Genomic DNA, 15,658 nt, shown 5'->3' with positions numbered 1-15,658 from the left:
TTGTTAGCTGAGTTTGATATGCCTGCAGAGCCAGATGATGTGGCCGCCGAAACACCGGTAAAATCAGCTGAAGCAAACGCGGATGACGATATCGATGCATTGTTAGCAGAGTTTGATATGCCAGCAGAGCCAGATGATGTGGCCGCTGAAGAAGCAGTAAAATCAACAGAAGCTAACGCGGAAGATGATATCGATGCATTGTTAGCTGAGTTTGATATGCCTGCAGAGCCAGATGATGTGGCCGCCGAAACACCGGTAAAATCAGCTGAAGCAAAAGCGGATGACGATATCGATGCATTGTTAGCTGAGTTTGATATGCCTGCAGAGTCGGATGATGTTGATGCCGAAACACCGATAAAATCAGCTGAAGCAAACGCGGATGACGATATCGATGCATTGTTAGCTGAGTTCGATATGCCTGCTGAACCGGATGATGTGGCTGCCGAAACACCGGTAAAATCAGCTGAAGCAAACGCGGATGACGATATCGATGCATTGTTAGCTGAGTTTGATATGCCTGCAGAGCCAGATGATGTGGCTGCCGAAACACCGGTAAAATCAGCTGAAGCAAACGCGGAAGAGGACCTTGATTTATTACTATCAGAGCCTGATTCGGAACAAACTGATGTTAATGCTCCTACAGCAACGGACGAAGATATAGATCAACTCCTAGCTGGCTTGTCTGTGACCAAGGATGAGACCGAAGAAGATAGCTCAACAGATAGCTCAACAGATGATGGGGATACAGACCTTCAGCCGCTAAACCGTGATTCAATTGACAACGATGATGACATAGCCGCGTTAATTGCAGCTGAGTTGCAAGATGATACTAACGAAGATATCCAAGATGTAGAGTCGAGTGATGATGACATTGATGCATTGCTGTCTAGCTTGAATGAACCTGTTATTGAATCAGTGTTTGATGAAAAAAGTGATGAACTATCAACCGGTGAACAGCAAACTTCCGATAGTGATGATTTAGCGGCGCAAATTGCTGCAGAGTTAAGTGATGAGGATGTCGTAGATTCTATTGATGATAATGAAACCAGTGATGATGACATCGATGCATTATTAGCGAGTCTTAACGAGCCAGTGATTGAGTCAGATGCCGACATTCAGGAGAAGGCTGCCGTCCAAGCACAGATAGCTGCTGAATTAGATGATGATATTTCCGATGAAGAATCTATATCTGATGATGAGTCCCTCGATGATGACATTAATACTTTATTGGCAAGCTTTAAAGAAGATATAAAAGACGATACTCCATCAGAAAATGACACTGAAAACCCACAGTATGGCAGTGTTCCGCAGGTTGACAGCACTCAGCCTGACAATGAAAGCATCGACGATAACGCATTATTCGATGAGTTTGATGAATATCTTAACGATACCGATTTAACTAACACAGATGATTCCGCTGATATTGAAACGAACAAGTATATTGAGCCAGAAGCGGATGCTGATAAAGCAGCAGACAGCGATGACGAAGATAACAGCTGGTTAGATGCTGAACTTGAAGCCGCGTTAGCGTCAACGAGCAATAATGATGTTGAGTCTGATCAAGAAACTGCAGCTGCACAAGCTCCTACATCAGAAACGGATGATGGTCTTGATGCCTTGTTAGCACAAATGGATGATGAAGAGGCTGCTTCGTCTAGTGCGAAAAGTAAAATCAATAAAGATTCAGGCTTCTTTAATGACCTAAAATCAAGTAAACCAAAACCTGAACTTTTAGATTGGGAAAGCGATTTACTTAAAGCTGCCGAGTCAGCCGCTGACGAGAGAGAAATCGATGAAGCAGATGTGAGTGACGATGATCTACTGGCTGCATTTTCACAATCACTCAATGATGATGACAACGATGATGACTTTACCTCAGAAGATGAGTATATCCTTAGCGATGACAACTTAACTGTTGATGAAGCATTGGCTGCACTCGATCAAAAAGAACGAAGCCAATCAACAGAATATAAAGCCAGTGACGATGACTTAATGCGTTTTGAGCGTGAAAACGGTTATATCGATATTGATAAACTGTTGAACGATGCTGATGAAGATGACGATAAAACCGATCAGTATAAAGACGTTAATGTTGATATGGGCTCTGCAAGTTCATTAATGGGCAATCCGAATATGGTTGATGTTGATGATGAAGAAAACTCCGTTAATGCAAAACTTGATTTAGCCAGGGCGTATATTGAGATTGAAGATCAAGACAGTGCTCGAGCGTTATTAAAAGAAGTGCAAATGGACGGTAATGAACGTCAGCAATTAGAAGCCAAAAATTTACTAAAAAGTGTCAGTTAAGCCGATAATTTCTTGCCTGCATAGGTAATGAAATAGGCTTATGTTAACCACATAAAAGCAAACGGCGCAGATACATGCGCCGTTTTTTTGTGATAAACTGCGCGCCATTATTGAGTAGAGGATATAGGCATGCGGGTCGCGTTAGGTGTTGAATATGATGGTAGTGGTTTTTGTGGGTGGCAGCGCCAACTCGAGGTCGATTCAGTGCAAGCCCAGATTGAAAAAGCGTTAAGTTATGTGGCTAATGAACCTATAACCGTTTTGTGTGCCGGAAGAACAGATACTGGTGTACACGGTACCGGGCAGGTGGTTCATTTTGACACCGATGTTCAACGTCCAATGACGGCGTGGACACAGGGCGTTAATGCTAATTTACCCGACAGTGTGGCGATACGCTGGGCAAAAGAAGTCGATGACAGTTTTCATGCTCGTTACAGTGCGACAGCCAGACGTTACCGCTATGTGATTTATAATCATAAACTGCGCCCGGGTATTTTAAGTGCCGGAGTGAGCCATTATCACGGTGATATTGATGAAACCTTGATGCATAAAGCGGCACAGCTTTTTGTTGGCGAACACGATTTTACCAGTTTTAGAGCATTGCATTGTCAATCTAAAACGCCGTTTCGAAACGTGCATCAAGTCAATGTGACTCGCCAAGGCATGTATGTGATGGTCGATATTCAAGCTAATGCATTTTTACATCATATGGTGCGTAATATTGTTGGTTCATTACTGCAAATCGGCTTAGGTAATCAACCTATAGAGTGGATAACAGAATTGTTTGCTCTGAAAAATCGTAAGTTAGCGGCACCTACTGCGAAACCGAATGGATTGTATTTGGTCGATGTGACTTACCCTGAACATTATCAATTGCCTAAGTTAGCGCTGGGTCCATTGTTTATGCTCGATTAAGTCTTGTAAGTTATCTTTATTGAAATGTAAAACCCATGTTTTGTATTCGCAGCGCCGAGTAAGGTTTGAATAAGTTAAATGGTATTGAATTATGTCAATCGTGTCTGAAATTACTGTACCCAATCAACAGTCAAGCTTAGCTCAATGGCTGGATTATTTGCTGGCAATTCATCCTAGCGAAATTGACATGGGCTTAACTCGAGTCAGCGCTGTTGCCGAGAAATTAAATGTGCTTGATTTAGCGCCAGCGAAAGTCATTACCGTAGCCGGTACCAATGGCAAAGGTACAACCTGCGCTATGCTGGCTTCGATTTTACATCAAGCTGATTTGTCCGTCGGCGTTTATAGCTCGCCTCATTTGCTGCATTACAATGAACGGGTACAAATAAATCAACAAGATGCCAGTGATGACTCCTTTATCGAAGCTTTTTGTGCGATAGAGACCGCGCGAGGTGATATTTCATTAACCTTTTTTGAATATGCCACCTTAGCAGGTTTATATTTGTTTAAAGCTGCTAAAGTCGATGTGATCATTCTTGAAGTGGGTTTAGGTGGGCGATTGGATGCAACCAATATTATCGATTCCACTGCCACTATTTTGACCTCTATCGATCTTGATCATCAAGAATATTTAGGCGATACCCGTGAACTGGTTGGCAGAGAAAAAGCTGGCGTGTTTCGCTCAGATTGTGTTGCTATTATCGGTGAGCCAGATTTACCGTTGAGCGTCACTGAATATGCTAATCAACTCCGTACAACTCTTTATCGTGTTGGGCATGAGTTTGATTACCATAAAGATCAGACTCAACCAGCATTATGGCACTTTGAATCTGCGCAGCAGTCATATACTGGCTTAACGGTGCCAAGGTTACCGTTAGCTAACGCTGCAAGTGTTGTTGCGCTGCTAAGCCATATTTGGCCGCAAATAAGCCAACAGCACATTAATCGAGGATTACAACAAGCTCAACTGGCTGGACGACTAGAGCAGGTGAGTCAGCAACCATTAGTACTATTAGATGTTGCGCATAATCCCCATGCAGCCAGATATTTAGCACAACAATTACAGGCGTACCAAGGTCGGCGTATTGTAGCCCTGTGTGGCATGCTTAAAGATAAAGACATTAAGTCGGTATTGGCGACATTAGATCAACAAATTAGCCATTGGAACTTGGTGAGTTTAGATAATCCACGAGGCGCATCAGCACAAGCATTGCGTCAAGCATTGCCCAATGACAGTAGTCGTGAGCATGTTAGTGAGTTTGCTGACATCGCTAGCGCATGGCAAGCCATACAAACTACGGTAAATGTCGATGATGTGGTTATTGTCTTCGGTTCTTTTTATACTGTTGCAGGCTTTAAATCTTTATAAACACTATTTATGTCCGACGTCGGTTGTACAAGCCATCATTTACGTCATTTGGTTAAAAAAGGGAATTAGCTTTGAATCGTCAATTTCAAAATCGTTTGGTGGGTACCATCGTATTAGTGGCCTTAGGCGTGATTTTTTTACCCGACTTATTAGACGGTAAAAAAACGCAAGTGGTTGAGGAGTTCACTGAAATTCCTTTACGTCAAACTCAGCCAAGTGCTTCCAATAAAGTTAATTCTGACAATACCGCAGAACCAGTAGAAGAATTTCAAGTGTTAACGATTGCTGAACCACAAGATCTCAGTAACGATATCGTTGCATTAGGGGGAGCTGAACCGAACAAAGAGCCGACCAAAGAAGTCAGCCAAGCTGTTAAGCCGCCAGCTCCAGCTCCAGTTACAGTGGCAGTTAAAAAGCCTGAAACCCAGGTTGCAAATAAAGTGAAATCACCTATTACTGCTGGTTTTACATTGCAGTTAGGCGGGTTTAATAATATTACCAATGTAAAAGCGTTGATTGCTCAACTGCGAAAAGCGGGGTTTAACGCTTATACACTGCCTAAAGTACCCGTTGAAGGGAAACTAACCCGAGTATTTGTTGGCCCTGAAGTTTCAGAAGAAAAACTTAAAGCTCGTCAGCAACCTATATTCAAATTAACCGGATTAAAAGGCAAAATCGTAGCCTATAATCCACAGGAACAATAACCTCTTCAGACGGTATTTTGCGTGCGTGATTAATATTTACAATTTGATTGTTCTTAATCACGCAAGAATAATTTGTGCAATCAGAGGTGAGAAACATCTCTGTCTCTGTTAGAATCCCGCCGTCTTGAACCCTATACCGGATCCCCATCTCCATGGTTTGGATTGATTACGCAATAATTATTGTCATCGGGTTATCAACTATTATTAGTTTGATCCGCGGATTTGCCAAAGAAGCCATGTCTCTTGTGGTTTGGTTTGCCGCTTTCTTTATCGCTAGCCAGTTTTATCTTGATCTTGCAGCTCATTTAACCCAAATGCAGGACGAGTTAGTTAGAAATGGTGTGGCGATTGCTATTCTTTTTATCATTACCCTGATCATAGGGGCACTCGTTAATTATTTATTAGGCCAGTTAGTGGCTAAAACCGGATTATCGGGCACAGACCGTGTTTTAGGCCTGTGTTTTGGTGCCATTCGTGGCGCGTTAATCGTTAGTGCATTACTGTTTTTTATGGATGCTTTTACGGCATTCCCTGACACTAAATGGTGGCAGGACTCTGTTCTTGTACCTGAATTTGGCGTGGTTATTCAGTGGTTTTTTAACTACCTTGAAAATACCTCTAGCTTTGTACCCAAAATATAAACATAAAACACTTTACAGTGAGGAACCTTACCCATGTGTGGTATCGTCGGAATAGTAGGAAAATCAACAGTTAATCAGACCATTTATGATGCGCTGACTGTGCTCCAACATCGTGGTCAAGACGCAGCAGGTATTGTGACGGTTGACATGAATGCGTTTCGTTTACGTAAAGCAAACGGCTTAGTCAAAGATGTGTTTGAACCTAAACATATGCAGCGTTTACAAGGCAATGCCGGTATTGGACATGTTCGTTATCCTACCGCTGGCAGCTCGAGTGCATCAGAGGCACAACCGTTTTATGTTAACTCGCCATTTGGTATTTCGTTAGCACATAACGGTAACTTGACTAATACGATTGAACTGGCTGCAAGCTTGGTCACAAAGCGTCGTCATGTTAACACCACCTCAGACTCAGAAATCTTGTTAAATCTGTTAGCCGATGAGTTACAAGAAACGCGCAGTTTAACCTTAAGTGCCGATGAAGTGTTTGATGCAGTTGCTAAAGTGCATGCGCAAACTCGTGGTGCTTACGCGGTAGTTGCGATGATTATTGGCCAAGGTTTAGTGGCCTTTCGCGACCCATTTGGTATTCGTCCTTTGGTATTGGGTAAACACGAAACCGCAACGGGTACTGAGTACATGGTTGCTTCTGAAAGTGTTGCTTTAGACGCTGTTGGTTTTGAAGTGATGCGTGACGTAGCACCTGGTGAGGCTGTTTATATTTCACTTGATGGACAATTGTTTACCCGTCAATGTGCAGCAGACCCAAGCTATGCGCCATGTATTTTCGAATTCGTGTATTTTGCACGTCCCGATTCGAGCATTGATAAAGTGTCTGTTTATGCAAGCCGTGTAAACATGGGCGCTAAGTTAGGCGAAAAAATTAAGAAAGAATGGGAAGATCACGACATTGATGTTGTTATTCCTATTCCTGAGACCTCGTGTGATATCGCATTAGAAATTGCACGTTGCATGGATTTACCATACCGCCAAGGTTTTGTGAAAAATCGTTATATTGGTCGTACGTTTATTATGCCTGGTCAGCTAGAACGTAAAAAATCAGTACGTCGTAAACTGAATGCGATTAATACCGAGTTTAAAGGTAAAAACGTATTATTGGTTGATGATTCGATTGTACGTGGTACTACGTCTGAACAGATCATTGAAATGGCGCGAGAAGCCGGTGCAAAGAAAGTGTATTTTGCTTCCGCTGCACCTGAAATCCGTTTCCCGAATGTGTATGGTATTGATATGCCGACGTCTAATGAGCTTATCGCTCATGGTCGTGATGCTGACGAAATTGCCAAAATCATTGGTGCCGATGGCATTATTTTCCAAGACTTAAGCGACTTAATTGAAGCAGTAAGAATGGAAAATCCAGAGATTAAGCGTTTCGAAACATCTGTGTTCGACGGTCATTATATTACCAACGACGTTGACCAAGCTTACTTGGATCATTTAACGCAATTACGTAATGATGATGCTAAAGCCAATCGCTCAAAAGACATTGGTACTAACTTAGAAATGCACAACGAGTGTCATCCATAAGTTAACCGGCCTTGTTAGCAATATTTGTTAACAACAAAAAAACCAGCATGAAAATGCTGGTTTTTTTATGGGTTTAAATCATTAAATCATTAAATCATTAAATCATTAAATCATTAAATCATTAAATCATTAAATCATTAAATCATTAAATCATTAAGTCATTAAGTCATTAAGTCAAAAGTCAAAAGTCAAAAGTCAAAAATGGATCCCTCCCAATAAGGCATTTAAGCCGGGATCTAAGCCTGCGCGGATAATGAAGACAAAGGGAAAAAGCTAAAATAATAATCCTGACTACTACGTTATTCACCCTGTAATATTTTTAAGCAGGTACCTATATTTTTTTGGGCTTAGTGAGTATTACTCTTGAATAAAATCTTCCATAAACCAGGCGCATAGAGTGTGGCGGCCGTCAACTTGTGCTTTGCTGTAAATTGTTGATGCTTGTTGGCGGACCGTTTTTTCTTTGGTGAGTCGTACCTCGGCAATTTCTTTAAAGCTGAGGCCTTTCAACAGTAATAAAGCGACTTGTTGTTCACTTTTGGTAAACTGCCATGCATCGAATTGTGTTGCGATTGTTACGCTGTATTCTTGTCTTGCTGATCGCATTTGTGCTGACATGTGATCGATTTCTTTATCCGCTTTTTTAAGTTTCGATTTGAGTGCTTTGACTTGGCGAGAACTGCGGATCAGGTCATAACCTAAAAAAATACTCGCTGCAATCGTTAACAATACCAGCATGGCTTCTTGGGCAATGTGCCAAGCGGGAATGTCCAGTTGAAAATCGGCAAATATGTCGAACAACTTAAACAAGGTGATTAGCAGTAGCAGTATAATAATGAATACATCTTTTCTCATGACAGCGGTCCAAAAATGAGTGTGTTACGTAAATAAAACTAAAAAGGGTAAATGATTACGCATTAAAATCATGAGTTTACATTATGGTACATATGTACCATAGCGACATTTATGATACATACTCCCCATGTGTTCTCTACCTAAAGATAATAGTCTAACTATATCTTTTGGGTTAGTGAAATCACATATGTCTGCCGTGAAGTTTAGTATCAAAATATGTCTTATTATTGCGCTAGCGATTAGCTCTTATAGCTATGGCGCTACAAGCAATGACCTGTCACCACTGTTGCAGTTAAGTCAAACGCGATTAAACAAGACCACCTTTAATGCCATGCCACTCAACGATAACCGCTCAGTACAATTGAGCAGTTCGACTTGGTTGACGGGCTTACCGAGCATTAGTTTAAGTTACCTAGGCGATCTGGATAATAGTAACATTTATGAACAAGAAGTATCACTTAACTTACCCATTAAATCTTTTAATTTGCACCAAAGCGATAACAAATTAAAACGGTTAACAAGCTCTCTGCTTGAGCAGCAGGTGGCACTTCAAAAATTATATTTATCTGGTTTGCTTAGACAAAGCATGTGGGATTTCCGCATCGCTTTAGTTAGGTCTGAGCAACTGCAACGTAAAGCATCACTATTAGAACAGTTACATGTGCAGCAAAAACAACTGTCTGCTGCGGGTGAGTTTCCTAAAGTCAATTTATTGCTATTAGATCGTGAACGCGTGGATATTGATTTAGCGCAGATTGAACTAAAACAGCAACAAGATGAAGCAATGGCATTATTTCAATCACTCACGGGTTTGAGTGAGATCCCCGAAAATATAGAAGAAAGTGGCCATAATATGGCTGAATTAGACGTGCAATCTATTCATGGTGCTGATGTGGTATTGATGCAGCATCCTTTGTGGCAATTACAGTCGCTGCAACAACAGTTTCAAGACATCATGATGACAAGCCAGCAAGCGGGTGAACAAGATCCGTGGACTGTGTCATTAACCGCAAAGGAAACGGCTGGTGATCTCTCTAACGACCAGCATTTAGGTGTTGGGATCAGTATTCCACTCGGTTTTGGCTCTGCTTTATCTCAACGTGAGCTGTCGGTTTGGCAGAAAGATTATCAAGATCAACGCATCAATAGCGAAAGACTGTATCTGGAACTCAAAAATCAATCACAAAAGCTGTTATTACAGCAGCATAATCTCAGAAAACAGCAGGCCTTGTTACAACGAGGGGTATCACTGAGTCGCACCATCACTGAAGATTTGGCCAAGGTAAAAGACCAAAACCAAATGGGTTATGAAATTTGGTTACGCCGTTACATGGATGCATTAGATACCGAATCGCGTTTAGCACTTAACCAAGTGGCCCAGCAACAACTTCATTCTCAGCAACTGCAAGCTTTAGGGATTTCATTATGATGGCCAAATTTGGCACCAGCCTTTTATGTATCACAATCGGTTTATCATCGGCGTTTGTTAGTGCTGAAACCATATCTCTTAGCGAGTTAGGTCACTTAGACGTGAGTTATATGTCGCCTAAAAAAGTGGCCAGTTATGAAGGTAGCCCTCTTCCTGCACAAATAGCCCGTTTACCCGGTAACGATTATTGGGTTATGACGCCTGAAAATATTCAGCAAGTCACGTTTTTAGTGGGACAGGGGCAAGTTGTCACCAAAGACCAAGCCATTGTCAGATTAACTGGACCGGAAGTGTTTCATTTTTTAGCTCAAATAGAGGCGGCCAAAAGCCTATACGATCTAGCTAAGCAGCGTTATGACCGTAATTTGCCTTTATTAAAAAATGGCAGCATTGGCTCAGATAAGTGGCGCGAGATCAGCCAAGATTACTTTAGTGCTCACCTTGAATACGAACACATGCAGCACTTTATGGAGATGGTGCAAAGCATTGATGCAGATACTGAATCGCTGGTGGTCATGGCTCCTGTGGCGGGCATTGTTAATCTTAATTATTTAAATAGCCCCTACAGTGCTGGGGTGCAATTATTCTCGCTTATTCCTACCGATAGTATTCGGGTGAAAGTCAGTGTGCCTATGAGTCAGTCAACCTCGTTATCTGCGGTGAACATTAATCAATGTCATATTGCCATTGATGAAGTGTCTGCAATTGCTGATGGGGTATTTTTAACAGCTTGGTCTACCCCTGTACCACAAACGTGCAATTTACTCTTAGGGCAACAAATTACTGTGATACCTGAATATCAAAAAGCCGTGTATTTGGTGCCTAAAATTAGTGTGTTCACTTGGCAACAAGATAGCCAGATTTTTACCCAAAAAGACCAAACATTGTCTTCATTGAGTATCGATGTATTAGGCTCTACTGCAGATGATTATATTGTCGCGAGTGATCAAGATTTGAGTCAAATTAAAGTCTTGTCTCAATCTGTCGCGGCAGTGAAAGGTATACTGCTTGGTTTAGGAGGCGAATAATATGCTCGCTTCTGTGATTCGTTTTTCGCTAACTCAGCGCTTGTTTGTGCTGATCGTAGCGTTGATTTTAATGTTAGCGGGTACTCGTGCCTGGTTTAATATTCCTCTTGATGCCTTTCCTGATATTTCGCCTACGCAAGTGAAGATTATTTTAAAAGCACCGGGCATGACGCCTGAAGAAATTGAAGCGCAAATTACTGTACCGGTTGAAACAGAGCTTTTAGGGATCCCAAATCAAGCCATTTTACGCTCCACTACTAAGTATGCCATTAGTGATATTACCTTAGATTTTACTGAAGGAACTGATATCTATTGGGCTAGGCAGCAGGTCAGCGAGCGACTAGCGGCGGTATGGGACAGTTTTCCTGAAGGTGTCTCTGGTGGTGTAGCACCGATGAGTACGCCGTTAAGTGAAATCTTTATGTTTACACTTGAAAACCCTAACTTATCGTTAATGGAACGTCGGCAGTTGCTGGAATGGGAAGTCAGACCCTTGCTGCGTACCGTTGCTGGTGTGGCTGATGTGAATATTTTAGGCGGCTATGCCAAAAGTTTTAGTGTTAGTCCTAATCCTTCTGCCATGGCTGCCGCTGGCGTCAGTTTTGCAGATTTGCAACAGGCGATTACGGACAATAATCATAATGAAGGTGCCGGTAAATTAACCATTGGTACTGATACCATTATTGTGCGTTCAGAAGGGCGAGTCGATGATATTGATGAACTAAAACAGTTAGTGATTAAGGCGGATGATGCGCAAGTTTATCGCTTGATAGATTTAGCTGACGTACAGATTGGCCATTTAGCCCGCTATGGTGCGGTATCAAAAGACGGTGAAGAGGCGGCTGAAGCCTTAATTATTGCACTTAAAGATGCCAATACTGCCCAAGTAGTCACCAATATTAAAGCAAAGTTAGCGCAAATTAATACTTCGTTGCCTGAAGGCAGCGAGCTTAACGTTTTTTATGATCGTGCTAATTTAATTAATACCGCGATTGATACCATTTCAAGTGCGTTATTTGAAGCCGTGTTGTTAGTGATTGTATTACTAGCGCTGTTTTTAGGTAATGTCAGGGCCGCTTTAGTTGTGTCATTGTCTTTGCCTCTTGCGGCATTAATGACGTTTTTGATGATGGATTTATTTAATCTGTCAGCAAATTTAATGAGTCTAGGTGGCTTAGTCATCGCGATTGGTATGTTGGTTGACTCATCTGTGGTAGTGGTTGAGAACATGGTCAATCTTATTGCGACTAAGCAACGTTTACCGCGTTTACACCTTATTTATCGTGCGACTAAAGATGTGGCTATTCCAGTTGTATCTGGCACTGTCATTGTGATGATTGTGTTTTCTCCCTTACTGACATTAACCGGCTTAGAGGGCAAATTATTTACGCCCGTGGCTGTCACGATTGTCTTTGCCATGTTATCGGCATTGGTGTTGTCGCTTACGGTTATTCCGGTCATTGCATCTTATCTGGTTAACGAAAAGTCTGCACAAGAGCCTAAAGCGATAGAGAAACTAAAAGCGGCTTATTTGAGCAGTTTAAAAAAGACGTTTACCTATAAAAAGCCGTTTATCATCGTGTCGTTTACGCTGTTAGTGGTGAGTTTAGGGCTATTTAGTCTTGTGGGTAAAACCTTTATGCCGACATTGGATGAAGGCGATATTATTTTACAGCTAGAAAAATCACCTTCTATTTCGCTTGAAGCGTCGATTGCTATCGACAAGCAAATTCAAATTACCTTGCTTGAAAAGGTGCCAGAAATTAAACAAATGGTTGCGCGGACCGGTTCTGATGAAATTGGTTTAGATCCTATGGGGCTAAATGAAACCGATGTATTTTTGGAACTCGCACCGCGAGACGAGTGGCGCTTTGCTGACAAGACGCAACTGATTGATGCTATTCGCACTGAACTGCTTAATTTTCCTGGAGTAAATTTTAATTTTACTCAACCTATTCAGATGCGCGTCTCTGAAATGCTTACTGGCAGTATTGGTGATGTGGCCATTAAAGTCTTTGGCACCGATATTGATACACTTGGGCAATTAACGGCCCAAATTGAGCAGCTTGTCAGTGACACCAGTGGCAGTATCGATGTAAAAATGGCCATGATTGAGGGCAGTCCATTTATTAACTTAACCCTAGATAATGAGCTGGCACGTGGCTTTGGCATGAGCACCATGGAGTTTTCGCGGTATTTAAAAAGCCAACTTGAAGGTGTTGTTGTGACCGAAGTGCTGCAAGGTAAAAAGCGTACCCCAGTATTGATCGCCAATAATCAAGGCGGGTTGAGTAGTATTAATGAGCTGCAGAATCAGTTGTTGGTGATGCCTGATCATTCATTAAAACGCCTTACCGATATCGCTAAATTAACCTATAAAGAAGGCCCTATTTTAATTGAACGCGAACAAGGTGATCGTTTCTCGGTGATTACGACTAACGTGCAAGGTCGAGACATAGTCAGTTTTGTTGAAGAACTCAACGCGAAAATTGACGCTGAGGTTAACTTACCTAGCGGTTACAGTGTCAGTTTTGGTGGCGAGTTTGAAAATCAACAACGTGCCACTAATAACTTATTACTGGTTATTCCCGTCGCCATTGCGCTTATTACTCTCATTTTGTTTACCACTTTTGGTTCGCTTGCTAAAGCGGGCTTGATTTTGGCTAACGTCCCCTTTGCTATGATGGGCGGGATCGTGAGCTTGTATGTTTCGGGCGAGTATTTATCTGTGCCTGCTTCGGTTGGTTTTATTGCATTACTCGGCGTCGCGGTACTTAACGGTGTGGTGATGGTGAGTTATTACGAGCAGACCAAACATGTCTTTAGCAGTTTATTGGCGCGAGTCGAGCAAGGTGCAGCAAGACGTTTACGACCTATTTTGATGACCGCCACGACAGCCATGTTTGGCTTGATGCCATTGGTGTTTGCATCGGGCCCTGGTGCTGAAATCCAAAAGCCATTGGCCATTGTTGTTATTGGCGGTTTGCTGACATCAACCATTACAACCCTTTATTTGTTACCAATCCTTTATTACTGGCTGGAGAAACGTCAATGATCACGGAGCAATTGTTAGTGCTGATCGCCCAAAATGATATTAAGGACGATATCGTTGATACCTTGATTGAGCTTGAGTTTTTATCTGGTTTTAGCCTCGGTAATATTTGCGGTTTTAGCCGTGAACACAGCCATTTTAATATCAAAGAGCAAGTTGAAGGCTACAGGGAATTTTGTAAGTTTGAAATTATGCATCCTGTGGATCATCAAGATGCGTTATTAGGTGCCTTGTCTGCGGTTTGTAAACATAATCCGTGTCGATATTGGATTACACCCATCATTCATACAGGCACTTTGTGCTAGCCGCAAAAGAAAAGTACTAAGTCGATAAAGGAAATAGTTGCTGTGTTAGGACCATGCGGTCAGCTCATTAAATTTAGTTATAAGAAAGGATATTGAAATGAGAGTTTATCGTTACCTAACCATGATCTTTTTCGCTTTGCTGGTACCAAATAATATATATGCTAGTGAGCTTTCTGCGAAGAATAGCGATGTGACGATTGAGTTTACTATCGAGCCTACGCGATCTTTGAAGGTAACGTTTGAAAGTAGTGTGACTTTGCATTCAATAGTCATTAGAAATAATGATGGTTATTTACTTAACTTAGATGTTCAAGTGCCAAAAGATCCTGGGACTATTTTTTATTTTAATCTTCCTAAGTTACCTCCAGCTAAGTATCTTGTTAGATGGAAAAGTCAGCTTAATGGTGGCTCAATAAGCCTTGGTGAAGCAACGTTAACCTTAAATGATGACACCTATCCACGGCCTTCTACTAAAAAACCAAAGTACGATATTTTACATAGAAAACTACATGGGTAGTCATACTGCAATTACGTCATTCCTGAGATGCAGCTGATCGGGAATCCAGCTCTTTATTGCAGGACTAAGTCCGTCCTTGTCATTTGCGGCGTAGCGTCCTTGATACTTTATATGCCCAGAAATGGACTGCCAATTGAAGCGTTTTAGGCATTATTTTAAAGCGATGTTTACCTGTTGATACTCTTTTAGTGCTTGAGAGGTGTTTCCTGAACGAGATTGATTGATGCGACTGTAGTGCGCAATCGTTTTAGCTAAATAACGCATAGCAATGTCTTGCTGTACAGCATCACTCGCTTGCCAAATTACACTGCCTATAGGGTCAATGTCTGTAAGCGAATCATTAGCAACATTCGTGGGGAGTTTGGGATCACGTCTGATATAAAGGATTTCGTAGAAACGACGGTTTTCTTCAATCAGTTTTTCGTCAATTAATTCACAATTAAGCTTGATAAGTTGTTGGCGTAACTCATATTGATGATGAACTGGACACAAGATAAAATCGATTTTTCGGTTCGAATATTGCTGGCAAAGTGACCTAACAAACTCGATCATCAAATCTCCACCCACTCCGGCAACAATCACTAAGGGTGTATGCTCATCTTGATCTAAAGGGATCGCTGACACATCAACACAATGTACTTGCCATTTTGGTGGGTTTTGCTGTGGGTAAAAACGTTCGAGCTTGGCGGTTAACTGCTGCATCAATGCTGGCACAATGTCGACAAAATGGATTATAGCAGCATGTCTGTCTAGCAACGCGGCGCCGAGTAATCCATGGTCGCAACAGCAATCCCAAATATGAGTGTAACCATTGGGGATCATCATGTTGATATGTGCTAAGCGGTGGCCGAGTTTCATCTGTTTGTCGTGTTTTAAAGTGAACCTGCGCATTGTAATGATTTAAATGACTAAGTGGTTAATTATTTCATATTTGCAGCTTGGCGTATTTAACGCTAATCTATACTGTAAATTTATACAGTTAAGTGGC

Annotated in this window: 13 protein-coding genes; 11 read left to right on the top strand and 2 right to left on the bottom strand. The window is 41.7% G+C overall.

Annotation, left to right across the window (positions count from 1 at the left end):
• The 6 genes from AAEY94_RS18070 to purF form a co-directional block, all read left to right on the top strand.
• Positions 1-2,307 (top strand): FimV/HubP family polar landmark protein (locus AAEY94_RS18070; RefSeq protein ID WP_350979480.1); only part of this gene is annotated, 2,307 nt, incomplete at its 5' end.
• Positions 2,308-2,436: 129 nt separating this feature from the next.
• Positions 2,437-3,222 carry a tRNA pseudouridine(38-40) synthase TruA gene (truA, locus tag AAEY94_RS18065; RefSeq protein WP_350979478.1) on the top strand — a complete coding sequence of 262 codons (786 nt, stop codon included), beginning with the start codon at positions 2,437-2,439 and terminating at the stop codon, positions 3,220-3,222.
• A gap of 91 nt (positions 3,223-3,313) precedes the next feature.
• Positions 3,314-4,591, top strand: a complete 1,278-nt coding sequence (gene folC / locus AAEY94_RS18060; RefSeq protein ID WP_350979476.1) for a bifunctional tetrahydrofolate synthase/dihydrofolate synthase — start codon at positions 3,314-3,316, stop codon at positions 4,589-4,591.
• A gap of 71 nt (positions 4,592-4,662) precedes the next feature.
• Positions 4,663-5,295 (top strand): SPOR domain-containing protein, encoded by a 633-nt coding sequence (locus tag AAEY94_RS18055; protein WP_350979474.1) that lies wholly within the window; start codon positions 4,663-4,665, stop codon positions 5,293-5,295.
• 152 nt (positions 5,296-5,447) lie between these two features.
• Positions 5,448-5,936 (top strand): CvpA family protein, encoded by a 489-nt coding sequence (locus AAEY94_RS18050; RefSeq protein ID WP_101086721.1) that lies wholly within the window; start codon positions 5,448-5,450, stop codon positions 5,934-5,936.
• Between the two features lie 33 nt (positions 5,937-5,969).
• Positions 5,970-7,484, top strand: a complete 1,515-nt coding sequence (gene purF, locus AAEY94_RS18045) for an amidophosphoribosyltransferase (protein WP_011636872.1) — start codon at positions 5,970-5,972, stop codon at positions 7,482-7,484.
• A gap of 357 nt (positions 7,485-7,841) precedes the next feature.
• On the opposite strand, the gene AAEY94_RS18040 is transcribed toward purF, so the two are convergent.
• Positions 7,842-8,339 carry a helix-turn-helix transcriptional regulator gene (locus AAEY94_RS18040; RefSeq protein WP_162023441.1) on the bottom strand — a complete coding sequence of 166 codons (498 nt, stop codon included), beginning with the start codon at positions 8,337-8,339 and terminating at the stop codon, positions 7,842-7,844.
• Positions 8,340-8,526: 187 nt separating this feature from the next.
• On the opposite strand from AAEY94_RS18040, the gene AAEY94_RS18035 reads away from it, so the two are divergent.
• The 5 genes from AAEY94_RS18035 to AAEY94_RS18015 all read left to right on the top strand — a co-directional run bounded on the left by AAEY94_RS18035 (position 8,527) and on the right by AAEY94_RS18015 (position 14,670).
• The gene (locus AAEY94_RS18035; RefSeq protein WP_350979471.1) at positions 8,527-9,768 is read left to right on the top strand and encodes a TolC family protein; all 1,242 of its coding nucleotides are present in this window, start codon (positions 8,527-8,529) and stop codon (positions 9,766-9,768) included.
• Positions 9,765-10,796: an efflux RND transporter periplasmic adaptor subunit gene (locus AAEY94_RS18030; protein ID WP_182744996.1), complete on the top strand. Its 1,032-nt coding sequence runs from the start codon at positions 9,765-9,767 to the stop codon at positions 10,794-10,796. The genes AAEY94_RS18035 and AAEY94_RS18030 overlap by 4 nt, the downstream gene beginning before the upstream one ends.
• A gap of 1 nt (position 10,797) precedes the next feature.
• On the top strand, positions 10,798-13,851 hold the full coding sequence (locus AAEY94_RS18025) for an efflux RND transporter permease subunit (RefSeq protein WP_350979469.1): 3,054 nt from the start codon (positions 10,798-10,800) through the stop codon (positions 13,849-13,851).
• Complete coding sequence (locus AAEY94_RS18020) at positions 13,848-14,153, top strand: DUF3240 family protein (RefSeq protein WP_101086726.1); 306 nt, start codon at positions 13,848-13,850, stop codon at positions 14,151-14,153. Before AAEY94_RS18025 ends, AAEY94_RS18020 begins: the two co-directional genes overlap by 4 nt.
• Positions 14,154-14,250: 97 nt before the next feature.
• Complete coding sequence (locus AAEY94_RS18015; RefSeq protein ID WP_350979466.1) at positions 14,251-14,670, top strand: hypothetical protein; 420 nt, start codon at positions 14,251-14,253, stop codon at positions 14,668-14,670.
• A 150-nt stretch (positions 14,671-14,820) separates the two neighbouring features.
• Here AAEY94_RS18015 and AAEY94_RS18010 read toward each other — a convergent pair whose 3' ends face one another.
• Entirely contained in the window at positions 14,821-15,528 is a 708-nt protein-coding gene (locus AAEY94_RS18010; protein ID WP_350979464.1) for a tRNA (adenine(22)-N(1))-methyltransferase, read from the bottom strand.
• Positions 15,529-15,658: the final 130 nt, after the last annotated feature.

It is taken from the genome of Shewanella sp. AC34-MNA-CIBAN-0136 (genome assembly GCF_040309945.1).
Taxonomy (GTDB): domain Bacteria; phylum Pseudomonadota; class Gammaproteobacteria; order Enterobacterales; family Shewanellaceae; genus Shewanella.
This window is presented reverse-complemented; position numbering and strand designations above follow the sequence as displayed.